The sequence below is a fragment of the Marinomonas atlantica genome, assembly GCF_001639725.1.
In the GTDB taxonomy this organism is placed as follows: domain Bacteria; phylum Pseudomonadota; class Gammaproteobacteria; order Pseudomonadales; family Marinomonadaceae; genus Marinomonas; species Marinomonas atlantica.
The window spans coordinates 50,607-73,126 of sequence record NZ_LTAW01000010.1 but is presented as its reverse complement, the minus strand read 5'-3'; the positions used below and the strand labels follow the sequence as shown (position 1 = coordinate 73,126).

19 protein-coding genes are annotated in these 22,520 nt (G+C 46.3%); 9 read left to right on the top strand and 10 right to left on the bottom strand.

The window, feature by feature from the left end; translation table 11 throughout:
• The first annotated feature begins 63 nt into the window (after positions 1 to 63).
• Together ilvA and argS are read left to right on the top strand one after the other, a co-directional pair.
• Positions 64 to 1,569 carry a threonine ammonia-lyase, biosynthetic gene (ilvA, locus tag AYW75_RS16005; protein ID WP_067101621.1) on the top strand — a complete coding sequence of 502 codons (1,506 nt, stop codon included), beginning with the start codon at positions 64 to 66 and terminating at the stop codon, positions 1,567 to 1,569.
• Between the two features lie 103 nt (positions 1,570 to 1,672).
• Positions 1,673 to 3,406: an arginine--tRNA ligase gene (argS, locus tag AYW75_RS16000; protein WP_067101618.1), complete on the top strand. Its 1,734-nt coding sequence runs from the start codon at positions 1,673 to 1,675 to the stop codon at positions 3,404 to 3,406.
• 83 nt (positions 3,407 to 3,489) lie between these two features.
• Here the strand turns inward: argS and AYW75_RS15995 are convergent, their stop codons facing one another.
• Entirely contained in the window at positions 3,490 to 4,293 is an 804-nt protein-coding gene (locus AYW75_RS15995) for a substrate-binding periplasmic protein (RefSeq protein ID WP_067101616.1), read from the bottom strand.
• A gap of 87 nt (positions 4,294 to 4,380) precedes the next feature.
• Between AYW75_RS15995 and AYW75_RS15990 the strand changes: the two genes are divergently transcribed.
• A complete protein-coding gene (locus tag AYW75_RS15990; protein WP_067101612.1) occupies positions 4,381 to 6,939 on the top strand; it encodes a putative bifunctional diguanylate cyclase/phosphodiesterase in 2,559 nt (852 codons plus the stop codon).
• A 20-nt stretch (positions 6,940 to 6,959) separates the two neighbouring features.
• Here AYW75_RS15990 and AYW75_RS15985 read toward each other — a convergent pair whose 3' ends face one another.
• From AYW75_RS15985 to AYW75_RS15960, 6 genes are all read right to left on the bottom strand, one after another.
• The gene (locus AYW75_RS15985; RefSeq protein ID WP_067101609.1) at positions 6,960 to 7,586 is read right to left on the bottom strand and encodes a ubiquinone biosynthesis accessory factor UbiJ; all 627 of its coding nucleotides are present in this window, start codon (positions 7,584 to 7,586) and stop codon (positions 6,960 to 6,962) included.
• Between the two features lie 14 nt (positions 7,587 to 7,600).
• Positions 7,601 to 7,987, bottom strand: coding sequence for a gamma-butyrobetaine hydroxylase-like domain-containing protein (locus AYW75_RS15980; RefSeq protein WP_067101606.1), 387 nt, complete (start codon positions 7,985 to 7,987; stop codon positions 7,601 to 7,603).
• Between the two features lie 34 nt (positions 7,988 to 8,021).
• The gene (gene hslU / locus AYW75_RS15975; protein WP_067101603.1) at positions 8,022 to 9,344 is read right to left on the bottom strand and encodes an ATP-dependent protease ATPase subunit HslU; all 1,323 of its coding nucleotides are present in this window, start codon (positions 9,342 to 9,344) and stop codon (positions 8,022 to 8,024) included.
• A gap of 21 nt (positions 9,345 to 9,365) precedes the next feature.
• Positions 9,366 to 9,917 carry an ATP-dependent protease subunit HslV gene (hslV, locus tag AYW75_RS15970; RefSeq protein ID WP_067101601.1) on the bottom strand — a complete coding sequence of 184 codons (552 nt, stop codon included), beginning with the start codon at positions 9,915 to 9,917 and terminating at the stop codon, positions 9,366 to 9,368.
• A 102-nt stretch (positions 9,918 to 10,019) separates the two neighbouring features.
• Complete coding sequence (locus tag AYW75_RS15965; protein WP_067101598.1) at positions 10,020 to 10,637, bottom strand: SPOR domain-containing protein; 618 nt, start codon at positions 10,635 to 10,637, stop codon at positions 10,020 to 10,022.
• A 46-nt stretch (positions 10,638 to 10,683) separates the two neighbouring features.
• Positions 10,684 to 12,924 (bottom strand): primosomal protein N', encoded by a 2,241-nt coding sequence (locus tag AYW75_RS15960; protein ID WP_067101596.1) that lies wholly within the window; start codon positions 12,922 to 12,924, stop codon positions 10,684 to 10,686.
• Between the two features lie 269 nt (positions 12,925 to 13,193).
• On the opposite strand from AYW75_RS15960, the gene rpmE reads away from it, so the two are divergent.
• The 4 genes from rpmE to AYW75_RS15940 all read left to right on the top strand — a co-directional run bounded on the left by rpmE (position 13,194) and on the right by AYW75_RS15940 (position 15,980).
• Positions 13,194 to 13,409, top strand: coding sequence for a 50S ribosomal protein L31 (gene rpmE, locus AYW75_RS15955; RefSeq protein WP_067101593.1), 216 nt, complete (start codon positions 13,194 to 13,196; stop codon positions 13,407 to 13,409).
• A 16-nt stretch (positions 13,410 to 13,425) separates the two neighbouring features.
• Positions 13,426 to 14,193 carry a thermonuclease family protein gene (locus AYW75_RS15950; protein WP_067101591.1) on the top strand — a complete coding sequence of 256 codons (768 nt, stop codon included), beginning with the start codon at positions 13,426 to 13,428 and terminating at the stop codon, positions 14,191 to 14,193.
• 134 nt (positions 14,194 to 14,327) lie between these two features.
• On the top strand, positions 14,328 to 15,596 hold the full coding sequence (locus AYW75_RS15945) for a malic enzyme-like NAD(P)-binding protein (RefSeq protein WP_067101588.1): 1,269 nt from the start codon (positions 14,328 to 14,330) through the stop codon (positions 15,594 to 15,596).
• A 186-nt stretch (positions 15,597 to 15,782) separates the two neighbouring features.
• Complete coding sequence (locus AYW75_RS15940) at positions 15,783 to 15,980, top strand: hypothetical protein (RefSeq protein ID WP_067101586.1); 198 nt, start codon at positions 15,783 to 15,785, stop codon at positions 15,978 to 15,980.
• A 69-nt stretch (positions 15,981 to 16,049) separates the two neighbouring features.
• On the opposite strand, the gene AYW75_RS15935 is transcribed toward AYW75_RS15940, so the two are convergent.
• Both AYW75_RS15935 and AYW75_RS15930 read right to left on the bottom strand, forming a co-directional pair.
• Positions 16,050 to 17,033 (bottom strand): OmpA family protein, encoded by a 984-nt coding sequence (locus AYW75_RS15935; protein WP_067101583.1) that lies wholly within the window; start codon positions 17,031 to 17,033, stop codon positions 16,050 to 16,052.
• Between the two features lie 316 nt (positions 17,034 to 17,349).
• Entirely contained in the window at positions 17,350 to 18,402 is a 1,053-nt protein-coding gene (locus AYW75_RS15930) for a peptidase M42 (RefSeq protein WP_197478970.1), read from the bottom strand.
• A 248-nt stretch (positions 18,403 to 18,650) separates the two neighbouring features.
• Here AYW75_RS15930 and AYW75_RS15925 point away from each other — a divergent pair, with 248 nt between their 5' ends.
• A complete protein-coding gene (locus AYW75_RS15925; protein ID WP_067101749.1) occupies positions 18,651 to 20,021 on the top strand; it encodes a DUF4856 domain-containing protein in 1,371 nt (456 codons plus the stop codon).
• Between the two features lie 15 nt (positions 20,022 to 20,036).
• Positions 20,037 to 21,065, top strand: a complete 1,029-nt coding sequence (locus tag AYW75_RS15920) for a sterol desaturase family protein (protein ID WP_082856566.1) — start codon at positions 20,037 to 20,039, stop codon at positions 21,063 to 21,065.
• Between the two features lie 42 nt (positions 21,066 to 21,107).
• Here the strand turns inward: AYW75_RS15920 and eat are convergent, their stop codons facing one another.
• Entirely contained in the window at positions 21,108 to 22,514 is a 1,407-nt protein-coding gene (gene eat / locus AYW75_RS15915) for an ethanolamine permease (RefSeq protein WP_067101579.1), read from the bottom strand.
• Positions 22,515 to 22,520: the final 6 nt, after the last annotated feature.

Here is a 22,520-nt window from a genome sequence, read left to right as displayed (position 1 = left end):
CAGAGTTACCCCCTTGAACGCCACATTGCTGGCGTGCTTTCGGAGAAAAAAGCAGGAATGTATATGCCTCATACGATCATCAAAAAAATTCTACAAGCGCCCGTCTATGACGTCGCTGTAGAAACTCCCGTTTCCCGTGCCACGCAACTTTCTAAGCGTTTGGGTAACGATATTATTTTGAAACGCGAAGACCTACAGCCAGTGTTCTCGTTTAAGATTCGTGGCGCATACAACAAAATTATTCAGCTTTCCGAAGCCGATCGTGCCAAAGGTGTGATTGCAGCGTCGGCGGGTAACCATGCACAAGGCTTAGCGTTAGCTGCGAAAAAGTTAGGCATTAAAGCAACGATCGTTATGCCTGAAACCACGCCAGATGTAAAAGTGAATGCCGTTCGTGCTCGTGGTGCGGAAGTGGTGTTGTCTGGTGATGCCTTTGATGCAGCCTTTGCGAAGTCTCAAGAAATTATGGCGCAAACAGGCCAAGTATACGTTCACCCGTTTGATGACATCGATACCATTGCGGGTCAAGGCACCATCGGTATGGAGCTGTTGCGCCAGATCGAAGGAAACATCGACGCGGTGTTTATCCCCGTTGGTGGTGGTGGCTTAATTGCGGGTGTTTCGGCGTACATCAAATACTTGCGCCCAGAAATCAAAGTCATCGGTGTGGAACCAACGGATGCGGCGTGCTTAAAAGCGGCTATGGAAGCAGGTAAACCAACGCGTTTGGCTCAAGTAGGCATCTTTGCTGAAGGGGTAGCGGTCGCTGAGATTGGTAAGAATACATTTGAAATTGCCAAAGAATGCGTTGATGAAGTCATCACTGTGAACACCGATGAAATGTGTGCAGCGATCAAAGATATCTACGACGATACTCGTGCCATCACTGAACCGGCAGGCGCGTGTGCACTGGCAGGGTTGAAGAAATACATTGAGCGCGAAGGTGCAACGGGTCAGCGTTTAGTGGCGATTAATTCCGGTGCCAACGTGAACTTCGACCGTCTACGCCATGTGTCAGAACGTGCCGAACTGGGGGAAAAACGCGAAGCGATCATTGCCGTGAAAATTCCAGAAGCACCAGGCAGCTTTAAAGACTTCTGTCAGGCGCTAGTGGGCCGTGCCATTACCGAATTTAACTATCGCTACAGTGATGACAACGAAGCGGTTATATTCGTTGGTGTGGCTTTGGGTGGTAGCCCTAATAGCCGTGAAGATTTGCTTCATGACCTAAAAGACTACGAAATCATTGATTTGACCGATGATGAAACGGCAAAAGTTCATGTACGTCACATGATCGGCGGTCATTTGCGCAGCGATAAAGGCGAGCTTCTGTACAGTTTTGAGTTCCCTGAACGTCCTGGTGCCTTGCTAAAATTCCTCAATACGCTGGGCGGTCAGTGGAATATTTCTATGTTCCATTATCGTAACCATGGTGATGCTTACGGTCGAGTATTAGTGGGCTTACAGGCAGTAGGTGAAGAGACCGATGTGACGCGCTACTTAGATGAACTGGGCTACCCTTACCAAGACGAGAACGATAACCCAGCATGTAAGCTGTTCTTTCGCTAAATCGTCGAAAATCGGTTATCATAGCGCCAACTTCTACTAACATGACAACCCTCTGGTGAATTGCTTTGCCAGAGGGTTGTGTGATTCTACAAATGGGTTTTTTGTGAATATTCAAACGCTTCTTAATCAACGTATTCAAGCGGCCATGGTCGCAGCCGGTGCGGCTGAAGATGCGCCAGCATTGGTTCGTCAGTCTGCAAAAGTTCAATTTGGTGATTACCAAGCCAACGGCATCATGGGTGCGGCTAAGAAAATTGGCACGAATCCAAGAGAGTTTGCGGCCAAAGTACTTGAGCAATTAGACATGTCTGATGTGGCTGACAAAGTCGAAATTGCAGGCCCTGGCTTCATAAATATTTTCGTGAAAAACGAATGGTTAAGTGGTGCTCTTGCGCAGCTGCGTAACAGTGATCGCCTAGACGTGACCATTGTTGCGGATCCGCAAAACGTTGTAGTGGATTACTCTGGCCCCAACTTAGCCAAAGAAATGCACGTGGGTCACCTACGTTCTACGGTCATCGGTGATGCGGTAGTTCGTACCCTTGAGTTCTTAGGCCACAATGTTGTCCGTCAGAACCACGTCGGTGACTGGGGCACTCAGTTTGGTATGTTGCTGGCGTACATGGAGCGTCTACGTGCGCAGAGTTCAGAAGTGAGTATGGCGCTTTCTGATCTTGAAACCTTCTATCGTGAAGCGAAAATCTGTTTTGACGAAGATGAAGCATTTGCGGCGCATGCGCGTGAATTAGTTGTTTCACTTCAGTCTGGTGATGAGCAATGTTTGAAGCTTTGGAATGAATTCATTCAAGTGTCATTACAGCACTGTGAAGAGACGTACCAAATGCTGGGTGTTTCTCTAGCACGTAAAGATGTGAAACCTGAAAGTGCTTATAACGACGACTTAGCGAATGTGGTTAGTGAGCTGAAAGCACAGGGCCTATTGCAAGAGTCAAACGGCGCACAGTGTGTCTTCATGGAAGAGTTTGCAAACAAAGAGGGTGAGATTACCCCTATTATTGTGCAGAAAACGGGCGGTGGCTTCTTATACGCTACGACGGATCTTGCCGCAGTGCGTTACCGTCAGACAGCACTGAATGCGGATCGAGTGTTGTACTTCGTCGATGCGCGTCAGTCGTTGCATTTTCAGCAAATCTTTACCTTGTCGCGTAAAGCGAACTTTGTGAAGCCCGAAACCAGCCTAGAGCACATGCCGTTCGGTACGGTGATGGGCAGCGATGGTAAACCATTTAAGACCCGTTCTGGTGGTGTGGCGAAGTTGTCTGCATTGCTGGAAGAAGCGCAAGAACGCGCCTTCCAATTGGTAGCGTCTAAAAACCCAGACATGTCGGAAGATGAGCAACGCAACATCGGCCGAGTGGTTGGTATCGCGTCTGTAAAATACGCAGATTTGTCGAAAAACCGTACTTCTGATTATGTGTTCAACTGGGACTCTATGTTGAGCTTCGAAGGTAATACAGCGCCTTATTTGTTGTACGCATACTCACGTGTGGCGAGTATTGTACGCCGTTCAGAAATGGACGTATCAGCGTTGAATGCGCCGATTACCGTGGTAGAAGACCAAGAGCGTGCTTTGGCAGTGAAACTTTGTCAGTTAGAAGAAGCGATTCAGCAAGTGATCAGTGATGGTATGCCACATTTCTTGTGTGCCTACTTATACGAGCTTGCGGGTATCTTCATGACCTTCTACGAAGCTTGCCCAATTCTAAACGCTGACGACTCAGTCAAAGAAAGCCGTTTGCAACTGGCGTTGAACACGGCGTCGACCTTGAAACAAGGTCTAGAGTTACTAGGCATCGAAACCCTAGAACGTATGTAAGCTGAATGCTTCTGATCATTAAAAAGCCCGAGTACTGTATGCATGCTCGGGCTTTTTTGATTGTTTAGTTAGGGGAGTGGACTTTACTCTGTAATGATGATTGGCGACAAGTTGTTGTGTGCTGCTGCCGCTTCTAAGCGGCCATCATGCTTGATATCACTGACAAATTGTTCCATGCGCGCTAGCCACTTGGCGTCGCCTTTGGCAACTGCATAAGAGTATTGAAACTGCTCTGTCTTACCAGGTGGCGAGAGTAGCTCAGCCCAGTCGTATACATGGATCATCTTCTGCCCGTAAGGATAATCTGTAATAAAAACGTCTGCTCGGCCAGACAGTACTTCTAATTCTCGTTCGTTTGGTTTGCGCACGGTGGTGAGTGTGGCGTGTTTGAGTGACTTACGCATGGCGCTTTCCATGTAAGTTCCCTTTTGCACACACACTATGACGCCTTTTTGATCCATATCCTGCCAGCGTTTAATAAACGGATGATTTTGTGTCGTGACTGCATACATATTGCTGGCCAAGTAAGGCTCAGTAAAAGCGATGCGCTGACGACGTGCTTCGGTATTACCAACTCCAAACATGGCAATATCACACTTGCCTGTTTCTAGGTCATCCATAAAACGGCCAAAATGGGTTTTGACGTAATTTACGTGAACGCCCAAATCCGTTGCCAGAGCTTGGCTTAGGTCAATATCGATTCCTTCAAGCTGCTGGGTGCGTGGGCTGAGATAGGTAATGGAGAAATAGTCAGGCCAAATGCAGACATTTATTTCCCCTCGTTCTGTGATAGCGTCGAGGGTCGGGCTTGTTTCCGCGAAGGTATTCCCTGCCAGTAGAACAAGAAGTCCAAAAAAGAAAGTGTTTGCTGTGGCTCTAAGCGACATACGTCAAAACCTCTTACTAATATAAACGATAAGCTACGCTTATTATGCAGAACTATAACTTATTTGAACTGATCTAGGTTAACAACATTGCTTAAAATTATATCTACTTTCATACAGCGTCAAACAGTGATCGTGTCGAGTGCGGTTATTGTGTTGTTAGTGATGGTAATCAGTTTACAAAACATTCTTGTACGTGGCCACGAACGTTCTTTAGAAGAGCAGTCTATGACCAGTGCCTCGTTAGCGTATGCGCTCGAGGATTCTGTGATTCGTTCTTTGCAATCTGCTGTTGGTGCATTACAAACGATTTCAGCCAATGTGTTAGAGCGGCCACCTCGTGCATTGGAAACATTAAAGGATAGGCTGCTGCATGGTCTGCCACAAATGCGCAGTATTGATGTTGTGCCGCTAGCCCAAGCCAAACAATGCTCGCAACGTGTATCGAATACAGACGTACTATTTTTGCCTTCTCAGCAGGGACGCTTCTGGGGGGATGAGGCAATGATTCCAGGGCTTGAATACTGGCCAATTTGTGTGCCTTACAAGCTCCAAGATGAGGTGGTTGGGTATGTGATTGGGTCGATTAACCTGAATTATTATCAAAGTCTGTTTCAGTCCGTTTCCAGTAGTCATCGTGAAGTGTCATTGTTTTTATTTACGGGTGAAAACGTTTTTGGGAGCGACCTTGAGTTACTAGATGAAAAGTTTCAGTCACAGATTATGGAGCAATCTTGGGGGGAAATGAGAGGCCAAGGGCAAAAGGGCGATTACCTAGATAGTTACCGTGCCACATCTTTTTATCCAATTGTCATCGCCATAAGGTCTTACAACAAAGACGCCCTAGCTAATTGGTACCATGATGCTCAAGTGGTTAAAACCATCTTTGCGGTGTTGGCGAGTGTTTTGGTGTTGATGCTTACCATGTACCTCGTGCTTAGACATAAACGAGATCAGATACAAGGGAATAACTATTTGCTCAGTATGGCGATTCGAAGTACCGCCAATGCGATTTTTATTACCGATCCTAAAGGTAAAATTGAATGGGTTAACGATGCTTTTATTCGGTTAACTGGCTATAGCGTGAAGGAGGTACGAGGTAAAACCCCGCGAGTTTTAAATTCCGGTGTCCATGAGCGCTCATTCTTTAAAGAGCTTTGGAGTACGATCAGCCAAGGGCATAGTTGGCGGCATGAGCTGGTTAACCGACACAAAAACGGCAACCTTATTACGGTTGAGCAAACCATTACGCCGGTCATGGATAACAAGGGTGAAATCGAATATTTTATCGCGGTACACGAAGACATTACTGTTCGCAAGGAAGCAGAGCAGCAAGTCTTGTATATGGCGCAACATGACGATTTGACTGGATTGGCTAACCGCCGATACTTTGAGCAATGTTTAGAAGACTGCGTCTCTAAACGCCAATATGGTTCTGTTGCATTAATGTTTATCGATTTAGATCGGTTTAAAGAAATCAACGATACCTTGGGTCATGATGCCGGTGACGCATTACTAAAACGTGTTGCTAATAAGTTGCAATCACTGATGCCTGATGAAGCATTATTGTCACGCTTAGGCGGTGACGAGTTTGCTATTTTCCTACATCCTGCAGGCACAGAAGCCCAAATACATTATCTAGCTCAAAATATCGTGTCGACGTTAGCGGTTCCTTTTGACTATCGAGATACCACGTTTTCTGTGAGCTGCAGTGTGGGTGTATCGATGAATGAGATAGATTTAATTGACGCATCTGCTCTATTACGGCAAGCCGATTTAGCCATGTATCGAGCGAAACAATCTGGTAAAAATACATATCGCTTCTTTGACGAGTCCATGGATGAAAACATGCAGCGTCGAGTTGCAACTCAACGTCATTTAGAAGAAGCATTACATCAAGTCGACCAGTTATCGCTGCATTATCAGCCACAAGTGGCGGCTCAAAGTGGTGCATCTATAGGTGCTGAAGTCTTGGTTCGTTGGCAACGACAAGGTGAGTGGATTTCGCCTGCGGACTTTATTCCGATTGCTGAAGATAGCGGTCAAATCATTGAATTAGGGCGCTGGATCATCGATACCGCATTGGGTCAATTAGCGAATTGGCGCCTGCGAGAAGTTCCAGTTGGTAAGTTGTCGATCAATATCTCGGCTATTCAATTGTCGAACTCAGATGTTGCATTGGAGTTATTGGAAAGCATGAAACTTTACGATATTCCTGCCAGCGCAATTGCAGTTGAGTTTACTGAAACCACGCTGATGGTGCGCTCAAAGCAGCTGCTGCGCAATTTATTGCTTTTGCGTCGTCACGATATCAGTATATCAATTGATGATTTCGGCACAGGCTATTGTTCGCTCAGTTACATAAAAGAGCTGGAGGCTCATTATTTAAAAATTGACCAGTCGTTTGTCAGCGGTATCGGAAAAAATGAATCGGATGAGTGCATTGTTACGGCAACCATAGCGATGGCTCAAGGCCTTCATATGGAGGTGGTAGCAGAAGGTGTTGAAACAGTCGCTCAAGCTGAATATCTAGCATGCCAAGGATGCAATTATCTGCAGGGCTATCATTTTGCCCGGCCGATGTCGGCAACAGATTTTGAACGATGGTTAGATGAAAGTAAGGCGCTTCCAGTGACAGCGCCTTACTAAGAAAGAGTGGGGGGGTTGTGTTACGAAGCTTGGCGTTTACGCTCAGCTTGTTTGAGTTTGGCGTCTAAGCGCTCGATCTGCATCCCTAGACGCTCTGTCTCATCAACAAAGTGATCAAATTCTATTTTGCTTGGTAATAGTTCACTGTTGGATTGCAGATAGTTCACCAAATGCACGCGGGCATTGGTGGCAGCTTCTTTTGACCACGTCCATTGAGTACGCATAAGACGTGCAAAGGTCGCTGCGGGTAGATCGCCAATCTTGTCTGCTAATATGCCTTCCCAATCAAACTCAAAGCCTTGCATGACTTTATGCAACGTCATCAGTGCTTGAGCGTTACCGCGAATACGTAAATCCCCATCGAAGAACCCATCCCCTTCTAGAAGCTTGCGATAAGCGCTACTAGGGCCTTTAACATGGGTATCCAATTTGGCGTCTAGCTCCATGTATTCCATGCTTTGCGGGCAGTCGAGCATGATGCCTTCTTCCAACACATGAATCTGAATGATCAGATTAAAATCTTCTACTTCCAGAAAAATTTGCTGCCCCGCTAGCTTTGCCAAATGGCGTTGGGACGGCGGGTCTTGTTTCATGGCGTAGTTGATAGCATGTTCGATAGAGCTAAGGGCGGCAAGGCTGAAAGACATGGTTTCGATCCAATTTAGTGTACTTGATGAATTTGAATGCTAGAAGAGTCGCGCGTGCGGCCTTCTTTCTCAAGGCGATCTAAATACATCTGCCAGAGCTCATCGTGGTTTTTGCCTAGGTTGTATAGGTAGTCCCACGAATACAAGCCAGAATCATGGCCATCATCAAAGGTGATTTTAATGGCATAGTTGCCTGCAGGCTCAATGTTCATAATCATCACATTGCGTTTGCCATGCTGCAAAATTGGAATTTGCGCACCGTGACCACGGACTTCCGCGGACGGTGAGTGAACACGTAAATATTCAGCGCTGAGGCGATAGCTTGAGCCATCGGCAAACGCCAGCTCCAGTTCACGGGATTGTTTATGGTAGTGAATTTTTGTTGGAACAGGCGTGGCCATGATTGCTCTCGATTTATCTTAAAAGGTTATCAAATTACAAAATGTACTGGCTAAGATCTTCGTTTTCAGCGATTTCGCCAAGTTGCTGATCTACATACTCTGCCGTGACATCAACTTGTTGCTCATCCGGCATGTCGCTTGCGGAGTAGGACACTTCTTCGAGTAGACGCTCCAAAACGGTGTGCAGACGACGAGCACCAATGTTCTCAGTACGTTCGTTCACTTGGCAAGCGATTTCTGCAATACGTGTGATGCCTTCTTCGGTAAAGTTTAGATGGATGTTCTCCGTCTTCGCCAATGCTACGTACTGTTTTGTCAGGGAAGCACTTGGCTCCGTCAAAATACGCTTAAAGTCATTCACGGTCAGTGCGTCCAGTTCTACTCGAATCGGTAAACGACCCTGTAGCTCGGGAATCAAATCCGATGGTTTGGATAGGTGAAACGCACCGGAAGCAATAAATAGGATGTGATCCGTTTTGATCATGCCGTACTTAGTGCTGACGGTATTACCTTCGATCAGTGGTAACAAGTCACGCTGTACACCTTCACGGGACACTTCACCGCTGGAGCGATCCGAGCTTTTCGCGACTTTATCGATCTCATCGAGAAACACGATGCCGTGTTGTTCAACGGCTTCGACAGCGCGTGCTTTCAATTCTTCTTCGTTGACCAATTTCCCTGCTTCTTCTTCACGAATTTGGCGCAGAGCGTCTTTCACTTTCAGCTTACGTTTTTTGGTTTTGTCGCCACCCATGTTAGAGAACAGGCTTTGTAGCTGGCTGGTCATTTCTTCCATACCCGGTGGCGTCATGATTTCTACGCCTGCAGGGGAATCTGATACTTCGATATCGATTTCTTTGTCGTCTAGCTGACCTTCGCGCAGTTTTTTACGGAACGCTTGGCGCGTTGAGTTAGACGCGGAATCTTCTTCAAAACCGCGTGCTGGCGGAAGTATGGCATCAAGGATGCGGTCTTCGGCGGCGTCTTCGGCTTTGTCTTTCATGCGCTCTGTTTCTTGCTTGCGCAACATGGAAATCGCAGATTCCATCAGATCGCGGATAATAGAGTCCACGTCACGGCCCACATAGCCGACTTCGGTGAATTTTGTTGCTTCGATCTTAATAAATGGTGCGTTAGCAAGCTTTGCTAAACGGCGTGCGATTTCAGTTTTACCGACACCGGTTGGTCCAATCATCAGGATGTTCTTAGGTGTGATTTCTGCGCGCATTTCTTCTGGCAATTGCATGCGACGCCAGCGATTACGCAAGGCGATTGCGACCGCGCGTTTTGCCTTTTGTTGGCCGATAATGTGTTGGTCTAAGGCATTGACCGTTTCTCTTGGAGTCATATAGCTCATGGGTCTAGTCTCTTAAATTCGTTACTGTGAGTTGTCTTCAAGCTGAGGGTCGATGTTTACGGTTTCGATTGTCAGGCTGTGGTTAGTGAAGACACAGATATCTGCCGCAATGTTTAGGCTTTTTTCAACGATATCTTGCGCACTTAGCTCGGTGTTTTCGAGTAAGGCTCGGGCTGAGGCTTCGGCAAAGTTACCGCCAGAGCCAATGGCTAGGGCGCCGTGTTGCGGTTCGACCACATCGCCGTTACCCGTGATAATGAGTGTGCTTTCTTTGTTAGCCACAATCAGCATAGCTTCCAGTTTGCGTAGGGCTTTGTCTGAACGCCAGTCTTTGGCAAGGTCCACCGCAGCACGCACAAGGTGGCCTTGATGCTTTTCTAGTTGGCTTTCAAATCGTTCGAACAGGGTGAATGCATCGGCAGTGCCACCGGCAAAACCAGCGATGACTTCGCCACGGTATAGACGACGGACTTTACGGGCATTGCCCTTCATTACGGTGTTGCCTAGGGAAACTTGGCCATCGCCGCCAACGACGACTTGGTTGTCTTTACGTACGGTTAGAATCGTAGTCATGATTTACTCCACATTCGATTATTAATCAAAATGGGGGTAAGCGTGAGGATTTCAAGCGCCTAAACGGAATCGTTAGGCGCTTTACGGGTTGTTGCGCTTTTTTTACGGTTCTTTTTTGATTTTGTAGGTGTACGAGTTCATTCCCATTTGCGCGAGTTTATCTTGCGCACGACTTTCTGCGGAGCGAGTTTCGTACGGCCCCACTATGACACGATACCAAGTACCACCGTCTTTGCTTTGACTGGCTTTAATCGATGCCGTTAGGCCAGATAAAATCAACTTAGCACGAAGGCGATCTGCATCAGCGTTGGAGCGGAACGATGCCGCTTGTATCATATAGCTGAAGTTTTCCTCTTCTCGTGGTTGATACTCGTAAGCATCGACGTGACTGGTATCCACTTCGCTATCCTGTAACAGCTGATAAAACTCAAACTTATCACTTTGAGGTTTCTCCGCTGCTTTAGGTGGCGCTTTCACAGTTTCTTTTGGTTTGGCTGACGCAGGTTTGGCAGGTGCAATGGTCGGCACTTTGGTCGCACTAGGTTGTGTTTCCACCGAGGCTAATTTGACCAACACAAAAATAAAGGACGCTAATAGCGCCGGCACAACGAGCCAAAGCCACCATGGTAAGGTGCGTTTTGGTGGTGGCGGCGGTGCTTTACGCGTCGCTCCTTTTCTAGAGCGGTTGTTCTGGGTCGCTAACAGCATGAAATCTAACATTTGAGAATCATTGTTTTAGTTGAGTGCGCACATTATGCGCAGTGCATTAGAAAGTTTCCAGCGGATCGACGTCTATGGCGAACCGAATTCTGTGATTTTTCGTGTTTTGTTCAAGCCATTGACTGGCAGATGCTATGACACGGTGTAAATTCCCCCGTTGGGGACTTTTTATACTTAACAATGCGCGGTGTTGTCCCGCTTTACGGACAATGATCGCGGCATAGGGACCGACTATCTGCATATCTTCAGACAGGTGTATCGATAATTCGTTGCGTAAGTGCATCAATAAACCCATGGCTTGTTGTTCTTGTTGTGATTCGGCTCGAATAACCACTTGGTGATGAAATGGCGGCAGAGCGAGTTGTTGACGCTCCCTTAAGCCATCCATCGCTAAGGCTTCGTAGCCTTGTTCGCACAAGCATTGAATCGCTGCATGGTCCGGATGGTACGTTTGCAGCAGTACGTGGCCGCGTTTGCTGCTGCGACCGGCGCGTCCAGCCACTTGGGTGATCAGTTGAGCCGTACGTTCCATACCACGAAAATCAGAGGAAAAAAGGCCCACGTCGGCGTCCATGATCACGACTAAGGTCACATTCGGGAAGTGGTGGCCTTTGGCAAGCATTTGCGTGCCCACCAGTATCGCTTGATCGTGTTCGTGGATTTTTTGTGTGATTTGCGTGAGTGCCGACTTGCGTTGGGTGCTGTCACGGTCAATACGTAATACGGGGGTCTGTTTGAAGTACTGGTTGAGTACACCTTCGATTTGCTCAGTGCCTTCACCCACAGTAAACAGTTCATTGCTATGGCACTCTGGGCATTCTTGAGTGAGCGCTTTATGACTGTCGCAATGGTGACAGTGTAATTTATTGGCGCGTTTGTGCACGGTGAGATTCACATCGCAATGATCACATGCCGCGATCCAGCCGCACTGATGGCACATCAATGTGGGGGCATAGCCGCGACGATTGAGGAATACCAGTACTTGTTCGCGTCGCTCCAAGGTTTGGCGCATGCGTTCCAGTGTGTATTCGCTGAAGCCTTGCTTTAAGCTTTGGCCGCGTAGGTCAACACGTTCCATTTGTGGTAACTCAGCCTCCCCTGCACGCTGACGTAGCTTGAGCCATAAGTAGCGCTTTTGTAAGGCATTGGTGAGACTTTCATAGGATGGTGTGGCTGACGCAAGTAATACTGGAATATTTTGCCCTTGCGCGCGTTTTATAGCCATGTCACGCGCGTGGTAACGGAAACCTTCGTGTTGTTTGTAGGATGCATCGTGTTCTTCATCAATGATAATCAGCCCTAGATTAGCGGTAGGAATAAACACTGATGAACGTGTGCCAATAATAATTTTTGCGTCACCGTGTTCAATCATCAGCCATGCATCTAAGCGTTCACGATCCGTCATATTCGAGTGCATCAAGACGATGTCAGTATTAAAGCGGCTTTCAAAACGTCGCAGTGTTTGAGGCGTTAAGCCAATCTCAGGGACCATTACTAAGACTTGCTTGTCTTCTTGAAGTAGGGCCTCAATGACGCGTAAAAACACCTCAGTTTTACCACTGCCGGTAATACCGTCTAATAATGCCACACCAAATTCATTACGCATGGCGAGGATGGTTTTTGTTGCGGCGGCTTGCTCTAAGTTTAGGCTCGGCGGCACTTGAGTTTGATGAGCATGCGTTTCTACTGTTCGTTTTAAATTACGCTGTTCACTGCGTACCAAGCCCTTTTTCTCAAGCCCTTTTGCGGCATTGGTGGTGAGCTCTAACACACTTATTAGGTGTGGGCTTAAGCCATGCTCAGCGTGCTGTTGTATGGCCTCTAAAAATGCTTTTTGTTGTTTCGCATTCTTTAAATCGTCGATGTTTGTTTGTAGACCGGGTTCTGTCACAAACCACCAGGTTTCAGTACGAAAATCTGCGCTTTCACCTTTACGTAAACTGGTTGGTAATGCGTGAAAAAAGACTTCGCCAATAGGGTGGTGGTAATAGCGTGCCGCCCAAGCACATAGGTCAAACAGTTCCTGAGGAATGATGGGACTGTCGTCCAGCAGCGCCGTTAAGGGCTTTATTTGAGCATCACTAAAATCACTTTGAGTGCTGGTTTCAATGACAAGGCCAATGCTTTGACGATCACCATTTCCAAACGGGACTTTGACTCGCATCCCCGGGCGAATATGGTGGCGATAGGCCAAGGCTTTAGGGATTTTATAGTCAAAACTGGCTCGTAGTGGCACATTTAAGGCCACTTTGACATAGGGGGCTTTGGTGAGCAGTGCGTCTTCCATAAAAGACTAATACCTTGATTTATCAACAAAAAGATTTCAAACAACAGTGTATCTGTTAAGTGTACGTCAGTCTGACGGGAAAATGTGAACTTTTCACCCGCTTTCAGAGAGTGAAATTATCGTAAAAGGGCTTGCCGAAAGCTGTTTTGACGCCTAAAATACGCGGCTCTTGGTACCACTGTACAATTGATGTACAACGAATCGTGCGGTGCTTAGCAATCTGAATTACTGACTAAGTGGCGGCACACCAAACCTGAAGGTAAAAAACGATGAAAAAAGATATCCACCCAAATTACTCTACTGTTTCTGCAACTTGTACTTGTGGCAACACTTTGTCTCTGAACTCAACACTTGGCAACGATCTACACATCGACGTATGTAGCCAATGTCACCCGTTCTACACTGGTCAGCAAAAAATGCTTGATACAGGTGGTCGTGTTGATCGCTTCAACAAACGTTTCGGAGCTCGTCGTACTACTAAGTAATTGGTGGATAAGACGTATGCTGATTCAAAAAAAGCGCCAAGCTATCTTGGCGCTTTTTTTGTGCCTGTCATTCCCAAGCTTCGGACAATGTCTTGCCGTTGGGGGGTTGCAGCTGGCACAGGTAGATAAAGTCATTGATGGTGATACCCTATACTTCAAGGATGGGCGTAAAATTCGTCTTGTTGGTATTAATACACCGGAGCTTGATCACGAGCAGGGACATCATGAAGCGTATGCTTTGGAAGCCAAGCTGCGCTTGATGGCGCTTGCAGGCAGTCATGTTTTTTGGCAAAGCGCGCAAGAAAACGAAGACCGATACGGTCGTAAGCTGTATTATTTATTTACGAAAGATCGAGGCTCGATAACAAGTCGGTTACTATCCGATGGGATGGGTTATCGTGTCGCCGTGCCACCCAATCTAAAATATCAAGATTGTTTTGAGCAAGCAGAGCAAAGTGCTCGTGATGCTAAACATGGGGTATGGCAACTTAAGACGCATTGGCAGCCACAAGCAGGCTTTGCGGTCGTACGATCAGTACTGACGTCCGTTACACACAATCGTGGTGGATGGTGGCTAGAAACTAATCAAGATCTAGTGATCAATATTCCTCGATATGCAGAGCATTATTGGGCTCAAAAAGATGTATTCTACCTACAGGGTAAGATAATCGAAGCCCGAGGCTGGCAGTATCAACGCAAGAAACGCCAGCAAGATCGGTTCAAATCCGTCGTATTGACGGTGAAACATCCTCAAGACTTACGTAGAATTAAGTCGTCGGATTAACCGATAAGCACTATGATAATTATATAAGGAGCTTCTTCTAGACTGATACTTTCAGTATCACACAGTCAGAAAGACGCCCACCCATTTGCTGCAAAGCGAACGAACAACACTATTAAATAGACGGAATAACAAAAATGGCAGAAGATCTAAAACAAGCTGCGCTTGAGTACCATGAGAAACCAGTACCAGGCAAACTTAGCATCACTATCAGCAAGCCAACAGCAACGTCTCGCGACTTATCTTTGGCTTACAGTCCAGGTGTAGCAGAGCCGTGTCGTGAAATTGCAAAAGACCCAGAAGCGGCTTACCGTTACACTGGTAAAGGTAATTTAGTTGCCGTCATTTCTGATGGTACTGCGGTACTTGGTCTAGGTAACATTGGTCCATTGGCGTCTAAGCCAGTAATGGAAGGTAAGGGCGTATTATTTAAGCGCTTCGCTGGTGTGAACTCGGTTGATGTGGAAGTAGAAGCTGAAAGCCCAGAAGCGTTCATCGATACCGTTGCTCGTATTGCCAACACATACGGTGGCATTAATTTAGAAGACATCAAAGCACCTGAATGTTTTGAAATTGAGCGTCAGTTGATCGAACGCTGTTCGATCCCTGTTTTCCATGATGATCAGCACGGTACTGCTATTGTAACCGCTGCAGGTTTATTAAATGCTCTTGAGCTACAAGGCAAAAACATTGCTGACGCGAAGATCGTATGTCTAGGTGCGGGTGCTGCAGCAACAGCCTGTATGAACCTGATCATTGCGTGTGGCGCTAAGCGTGATAACGTCAACGTACTCGATCGTAAAGGCGTTATTCACTCTGGTCGTGATGACTTGAACGAATACAAGGCAACGTTTGCAATCGAAACAGATGCACGTAGCTTAGATGATGCCATTGATGGCGCAGATGTTTTCATTGGTGTATCTGGTCCAGACTTGTTGACGGTTGATCAGCTGATGAAAATGGCTGCCAATCCAGTGGTATTTGCATGTTCAAACCCAGATCCTGAGATTAATCCAGAAGCTGCTTTGGCTGCGCGTTCTGACTTGATCATGGCAACAGGCCGTTCTGATTACCCGAACCAAGTAAATAATGTACTTGGCTTCCCGTTTATTTTCCGTGGTGCGCTGGATGTGCGAGCAACGAAGATTAACGAAGAGATGAAGGTCGCTGCGGTTAATGCTTTGAAAAACTTAGCGAAAGAAGAAGCGCCTGCGGATGTTGTTGCGGCTTACGGTGGCTCTGCATTGACGTTCGGTAAAGAATACATTCTACCGAAACCAATGGACACGCGTTTGCTAACCGAAGTGTCTGCAGCAGTGGCTAAAGCAGCCGTTGACTCTGGTGTTGCATCTTTACCTTACCCAGATTTCTACCCACTAGAAAACTTGGACCGTTTCGAGGCTTAATCTCATCGATTAATCAGTTCCAAACTTAAAAGGCGATACGCAACTGCGTATCGCCTTTTTTGTGTGCAACTGATGGCAGAAGCCATTTGTCTAAATTGTGAAAGGAGTGCGTTGCCAATGTAAAAACGCTCGAGGGCTAAATAGTTTGTTTGTTAATATGGTGAGAAAGTGTAGCAGGAGAAATAAATGAAAAATGTATTAGTAGTGACTTTTGTAGCACTAATGCTGTCAGGCTGTTCAGTACATCGAGTAGCTGGCGAAATAGGTGGTGTCGATGTTGAGGCCAGTCGCAGTGGTGATCATGATGGAAAGCATAAACATGATGAAGATGGCAATAACAAAAGCTTTTGTCCGCCAGGGCAAGCGAAAAAGAATAATTGCTAATAGCTTTGCAAATTAACGACATAAAAAAACCAGACCGAAGTCTGGTTTTTTATTTAACTAAGTCAAAACTTAGTTAGGCATATCATTTTCCATCGCTTCACGAGAAGAGAAAGAAACAGTCGTTGCACGACGGTTTAGCTGACGATTAGCTTTAGAAGTATTTTCTACTACTGGGTATGCTTCACCGTAACCCACTGTGTCTAGACGGCTTGCATCGACACCGAAATCTTCAACTAGGCGTTTTGCAACAGCATTAGCGCGTTCTACAGAAAGCTCTTCGTTGTATTCTTGTGCACCGATTGAATCAGCAAAACCGCGGATTTGAGCTACTTGCTCTGGGTTTGCTTCTAGGTGATCAGCAATGTTCTGAAGGTCAGAGTATTCAGACTGAGCAACATGAGCAGAGTCGAATGCGAAGTGAATGTCGTATGGTAGTACTGTTTTCACTGGTGGTGCTGGCTCTGGCTCAACAACAGGCGTTACTTCAACCACTGGCGTAGGTTCAACAACTGGCGCTGGTGCCGCTTTTTTAGCACCAAAAGAATACTGAAGACCGATTGTTGCTACTTGGTCTGTGTGATCGGCTTCTAAGTCTTCTACAACGCGGTAATCAGCACGTAGAGAAGTGTTATCACTTAGTGCGAATTTCAAACCACCACCGGCATTAAGCTGAGTGTTCTCGTCACCGTCAAGATCTAAGTCGTAGTGAGTAGAACCAAGGCCCGCTGCTAGGTAAGGTGTTACGCTAGAGTTGTTAAAGAAGTTGTATAAACCGTCAAGACGGTATTGATCAGCATCGATGTTTTGACCATTGCTTAGTTCACTGTCTAAGTTTAGGTAAGTGAACTCAACGCCCCATGGGTTATCGAATTGGTAACCAAAACTAAGACCGAATGCACGATCGTCATCCAAATTACGATTATTATCAGGAACAGAATAACCAATGCTTGGTGTAAGTGTGAAACCTGCAACTGGCTGTTCAGCATGAACTGCTGTAGCTGACGCTGCAAGGATACCGCTTAGAATGGCTGTTTTTTTAAAAATGTTAGACATGTCTCTCTCCTTAAGGGGGATGTCATTAAGTAATAGCTTAAGTGTACATTAAATATTTGCAATTTGACTTAGATATAAAAGTGCAAAAAATGTCTGGCTTGTGAAGCATTTGAAGCAACTTGACAAAAAACTGACGTATTATGGCTTCTTTACACAATGATAGCGCGTTAACGCATTCGAAATCATGAAATAGACCTGTTTGAATTACATAACTTTTGCACATAATGCTTAGGCTGATCACTCGAAAAAGGCTATAAGAGTAAAATGTGCACTCGCATGCCCGTAGTTTTGAGTATAGTCCAGCTTTTAGAAAGCCTTAACGCAGTTTTGCAACCGCCTGCAGTAATAGTAGAAACGCATTCACTGAAGCCAATGAAGCCGATTCATGCATGGTGTGATACCCCGTTGTTGGGATTTGTAAAGTAGTGCCATCGACTAAGCCATTGGATGCCGAGATGATGCGACCTAATTCAGTACTGCCAAGTGAGCTTGGCGATTGGCCAGCAGCAACTAATTTTTCGTTCTCTGCCTCGACATAACGGTTCTTATATAAGTAGCTAAAGCCAACCTCTTCACATAGTTGTTCGAGCAACGCTGTACTTTCGGGGTTAAATGAAGCGTTAGCATCCTTTTCACGCAATACTAGTAGCTGTTGATCTGCGCTTTCTATATCTGGAAATGGACTCGTATCAACAACAAACAGGCGGTTAGTTGTGCCGCCAAAGCGTCTAAACCACTCTAGTAAGTAGCGCCAGCTTTTACCCGCTTCTTCTTGCGCGGTAAAAAAGGCGGTTCCAGTAAACCCTTGGCTGAATAGATGGACCAGTGCCGCGGCCGAAATAACGTTATCGAGCTGACCTTCTAAACGGTTGCCGTTTCTTGAAAGTGTATCTTCAAAAGCGACTGGCGTACCGGCAACAACCCCTTCTAGGCCTTCGACTTCGAAAATTAAGTTGTTTCGGTATTCACAGATGTAGCCATTACGGATAACACCTTTGCCACGGTAGCCGCCTGACCAAGGTTCGTAAGCGTAAACATTTTCTTGGTTAAAGCGCTCCGTTACCTTTGTCATTAACTGCTCAGAAACAGAATTGTTTAATAGATCGGTTCGGTTGGCTGAGACAAATGCAGCGTATTGAAATTCATTAGGGCCAGTGCACACTAGGCCATGACGGTCGATGTGTGCAGAGAACATAGTACTAAATGGTTCACTGCCTTGTGCGACTAAGACACCTTCATACCACGTGACTTTCGCGCCACGTTCTTCAAGCTCACGCTGCAGAACTCGAAAAAACGAGTGCTCTGCGCCTACGACCGAAGGTGCGCGAATAAGGTGTTTTAGCAGATCGATAAACTCTTCATTTAACACGCAGTCACCCTTTAAGAAAGCCGCATAAGAAAAAGCGATCATAGAAGTTTTAGGGGAGAAAGAAAGCGATATTTATAGACTTTTAAGAATATATAATTCAACAAATACCCTTGCGATTAAGAAATAGATATAAGGACTTGCATAAGATTGTTGTTGATAATGGTTCTTATAATTGTTAACTTCTCAGTTAATGAGTTTTATCTAATATGATTGATGTTATCAACTATTTTAATTTAAGGGTTAAAACAATGAAAAAGACCTTACTAGCTTTACTAATCACTGCGGGGGCTACGCAGGCTAATGCCATGTCTTACGAATTCGATGTGACGTTAAAAGGCTATGACGGTAGTGCGACATCTTCAGTTGCTTACTCTGGTCAAATCGCACGGCATGCGCTGCATAATTCGTTGAAAAAAGTGGTAAGCCAAGGCGATCAGGCAAAGATGCTGAATTATTTGTCTGGCAAAGAAGAAGGTCGTGCCATTATTGATCCTGCGAGTAAGGAAGGTTTTGCCATTAAACAGTCTCAAGTAGATGAGCTGTCTAAGGGTAAAGACCTACTATCCAGTGCTTACGATGGCGTGATCACAGGCTGGCCGGGTAACCCAACAGCGCAAGAGTTGTTACAACAACTGGTAGAGCTGGCAGCAAACAGTAAGCAAGGCTATGACCCTGTAAATGGTTATGACTACACTCAACTAATCTCTAAGTTTGCCATGGGGGCCGTGTTTTATAACAAAGCGGTTAATCATTATCTAGAAGAGAAACTAGAGGCGGATCAGCATCCAAATAACGAAGCTTATAAAGAAGGCGTACCTTATACGGGCAAGGAACATGTATGGGATGAAGCGTTTGGTTACTTTGGTGCGCCAGCGCATGGTTTAGAGCTTTCGCCAAAAGAGGTTGTGCAAATTACGAAACAGAACCCTGAGTACTTCGCAAAAGCCGATGCAAATGATGATGGTGTCGTAGACCTGAAGTCAGAAATGGCGTTTGCACACGCTTACTATGCTGCCAGCATCGATGCCAGCTCTGACACCACATATTTCCATACGATCATGCAGGCATTTGTCGATGGCCGTCAGTTGATTAGTGACGCGGATGGTGAACGTCTCACTGACGAGCAGCGTGGTGAATTAAAGGGCTATGCGGCAACGATCGCGACGGCGTGGCAACAAGTCATTGCTGAGGCTGCGTTCAAATACGCAGGCAGTGTTTATGCTGACCTTGAGAAAATCGCGATTATTGAAGACGCGCAGGGCGATGTTAGTAAAGCATTCCGTGATTACGTAAAACACTGGGGTGAGTTAAAAGGTTTTGCGTTGTCTCTTGAAGCGGCAGGGCGCGACTTAGGCAGTGCACAATCAGGTTTGGATCGTTTGATTGGCTTTAGTCCAGTATTGTTTGGCGACATGCAAGTCGTGGCACTGGATGGCCAAGGTGGTTTTGTTCAAACCAATGCAGGCATTATGCAAGAGTACAAATTGAATATGATCAAAGTGCAAAACCTATTGGCCCAACACTTTGATTTAAAAGCGAAGCTGAAAGATAAAACGGGCGGCATGAGCGCTGTATTAGAACAAATCAATGCCGCAGGTAAAAGCGCTGAAAATGACTAAACGAGCGCTTTAACAATGTTGGAAAACATTGTTGTTTGGTTAGGAGACGAGCTGGCATTTGCTGGCTCGTCTTTGTTGGATACTAGCAAGCGAGTGTCTGTATGGTATCTTGTGTCGGCATTGTTGTTTGCTGGCGCGCTATTAACAGTTCGTTATGGTCGTAATGGCTGGCATCGCTTACAGCCTTATTTATCATGGCGTGTCTGGTTCCATTACTCAGCGCGAACTGACTACAAGTTGTGGTTGGTTAATCGCCTTTTATTGGCGTTATTGATCCCGAAAGCGCTGACTCAGGCGGTTTGGATTAGTTGGCTATACTTCTATTGGCAAGAACACGGCTTTCGTGACCTTCAGCTAGGCTGGTCGACTTCCGTCGTAATGGTTTTATTTACCTTATGCTACTTTCTAATCGATGATTTTTCGCGTTTTTTTGTGCACTGGTGTATGCATAAAAGTCCTTGGTTATGGGCGTTTCATCAGGTGCATCACAGTGCCAAAGTACTGACGCCGTTTACCGTCTTTCGCACTCACCCCGTTGAAGGGTTATTGTTTTTCCTCCGCTCTATGGTCTCTCAAAGTTTTGTTATCAGCGTATTTCTGGTGGCTTTTCCGAATCAAGTCAGTTTATGGCAGATCTACGGCGTACTAGTCACGACATTTTTGTTTAATGTATTAGGGGCAAATTTACGCCACTCTGGCGTGGCGCTTAGCTACGGTCCTCTTATTGAAAAATGGTTGATTTCACCTGCGCAACATCAGATACACCATTCGGTAGCGCGTCATCATTATGATCGTAATTTTGGTGTGATGTTGGCCGTTTGGGATCGATTATTTGGTAGCTGGCACGCAGGGCATGATGATCAAGCCATTCGCTTTGGTACTCAGCAAGCGATTGATGATATGGGGGTGCTAGGTCAGTGGTTACAGCCGTTTAAGGACGTTCATCAATTGCTAAGGGATCGAATTAAGCATGGGCGAATGTGGTTGAAGCCGTTTGGCCTAAAAAAACGCCCCGCACGATTAGATCGTGAAGGGCGCTCCTAAATATGAGAGTTGTCTATGATAAGACTAAGAGATTTGGGCATTTTAAGGTGTCGCGGTTAAATCAGCTTCCGCTTGCGCCAGCATATTGAATTCTTCTTCTGGCGTTTTCGCGACGAGACGATTTTTGCTATACAAGAAGAAATACGCGGCACCGATCGCAAACAGCACCAAAGTATACATAAAGGCACGTGGGTCATAAGCGAAGACACCTGTTAGTGCAATAATCGATAGCACCAAGGCGATACTGGAAGTAACAATGCCGCCTGGTGTTCTATAAGGACGAGGCATATCAGGCTGTTTAATGCGCAGTAGAATATGACTTAGAGCCATCAATGCATACGACACGGTGGCACCGACCACAGCCATTCCTAACATCAGATCCCCTTCGCCTGTTAAGGAGGCTAAAAAGCCAAATACGCCAGGAACAATCAGAGCACGGGCAGGAACCTTACGTTTATTCGTAAGAGACAAGCTTTTTGGTAAGTAGCCAGCACGTGACAAGGCAAAGACTAAACGGCTGTAGCCATAGATGATGGAGAAAAATGATGCCACCAAACCGGCCAGTGCAAGCACATTCACCAGTGTCGCCAACGTTGGTTTACCGGCTACGTTCAAAGCATCCACTAGCGGTACCGCACTGCTGCCAATGGCTTCTGCACCGGTAACACCAGCCAGCAATAAGACGACTAGGGTTGCGGTAAATAGTAAGAAAATCATCGCACCAATAATACCTTTCGGCACATCTTTCGCTGGGTCTTTGGCTTCTTCGGCCGCTAGAGGAACCCCTTCAACCGCTAGAAATAACCACATGGCAAACGGCAGTGCTGCCCAGACTCCGTACCAACCAAAAGGCATAAACTCTGATGCGCCTGCTGCGTCGGTAGGTGCGATATCAAACAGGCGTGAGGCGTCAAAGTCACCGATTAATGCGACTGCTGTGCCTAAAATTGCAATCACTGCCAAACCAGAAATAACCATCATAACTTTTAGGGCTTCACCCACACCAGCCAAATGAATGCCGATAAAGACAAGATAAAACAGGGCATAAACAATGGGGCCGTTGACTCCTAATAGCTCTTCGACGGCCGAACCAATGAAAATGACGATCGCGGCAGGTGCCAATGCGTATTCGATGAGTACTGCTAAGCCAGTCATATAGCCACCGACGGGCCCCATCGCTTGACGTGCAAAGCTGTAGCCACCACCCGCTGCGGGGATAGAAGCTGACATTTCGGCCAGCGATAACACTAAGGCAAGATACATAATACCCATTAAAACGGCAGCGATGGCAAAGCCACCCCAGCCTGCTTCGCCAATACCGAAGTTCCAGCCCGCGAAGTCCCCAGAGATGACGTACGACACCCCTAGGCCTGCGAGTAGCATCCAACCAGCGGTGCCGCGCTTTAGCTGGCGCTTGGCCAGATAGTCTTGATCCATTTGTTCAGCCATGTGTGT

What these genes read in the sequence shown, in the direction of transcription:
- eat (WP_067101579.1), bottom strand. Translation starts at nt 22,514, where the DNA reads ATGGCTGAACAAATGGATCAAGACTATCTGGCCAAGCGCCAGCTAAAG.
- AYW75_RS15950 (WP_067101591.1), top strand. Translation starts at nt 13,426, where the DNA reads ATGCTGATTCAAAAAAAGCGCCAAGCTATCTTGGCGCTTTTTTTGTGC.
- AYW75_RS15925 (WP_067101749.1), top strand. Translation starts at nt 18,651, where the DNA reads ATGAAAAAGACCTTACTAGCTTTACTAATCACTGCGGGGGCTACGCAG.
- AYW75_RS15920 (WP_082856566.1), top strand. Translation starts at nt 20,037, where the DNA reads ATGTTGGAAAACATTGTTGTTTGGTTAGGAGACGAGCTGGCATTTGCT.
- ilvA (WP_067101621.1), top strand. Translation starts at nt 64, where the DNA reads ATGCCTCATACGATCATCAAAAAAATTCTACAAGCGCCCGTCTATGAC.
- AYW75_RS15935 (WP_067101583.1), bottom strand. Translation starts at nt 17,033, where the DNA reads ATGTCTAACATTTTTAAAAAAACAGCCATTCTAAGCGGTATCCTTGCA.
- AYW75_RS15995 (WP_067101616.1), bottom strand. Translation starts at nt 4,293, where the DNA reads ATGTCGCTTAGAGCCACAGCAAACACTTTCTTTTTTGGACTTCTTGTT.
- AYW75_RS15980 (WP_067101606.1), bottom strand. Translation starts at nt 7,987, where the DNA reads ATGGCCACGCCTGTTCCAACAAAAATTCACTACCATAAACAATCCCGT.
- AYW75_RS15985 (WP_067101609.1), bottom strand. Translation starts at nt 7,586, where the DNA reads ATGTCTTTCAGCCTTGCCGCCCTTAGCTCTATCGAACATGCTATCAAC.
- rpmE (WP_067101593.1), top strand. Translation starts at nt 13,194, where the DNA reads ATGAAAAAAGATATCCACCCAAATTACTCTACTGTTTCTGCAACTTGT.
- hslV (WP_067101601.1), bottom strand. Translation starts at nt 9,917, where the DNA reads ATGACTACGATTCTAACCGTACGTAAAGACAACCAAGTCGTCGTTGGC.
- AYW75_RS15965 (WP_067101598.1), bottom strand. Translation starts at nt 10,637, where the DNA reads ATGTTAGATTTCATGCTGTTAGCGACCCAGAACAACCGCTCTAGAAAA.
- AYW75_RS15960 (WP_067101596.1), bottom strand. Translation starts at nt 12,924, where the DNA reads ATGGAAGACGCACTGCTCACCAAAGCCCCCTATGTCAAAGTGGCCTTA.
- AYW75_RS15945 (WP_067101588.1), top strand. Translation starts at nt 14,328, where the DNA reads ATGGCAGAAGATCTAAAACAAGCTGCGCTTGAGTACCATGAGAAACCA.
- hslU (WP_067101603.1), bottom strand. Translation starts at nt 9,344, where the DNA reads ATGAGCTATATGACTCCAAGAGAAACGGTCAATGCCTTAGACCAACAC.
- AYW75_RS15940 (WP_067101586.1), top strand. Translation starts at nt 15,783, where the DNA reads ATGAAAAATGTATTAGTAGTGACTTTTGTAGCACTAATGCTGTCAGGC.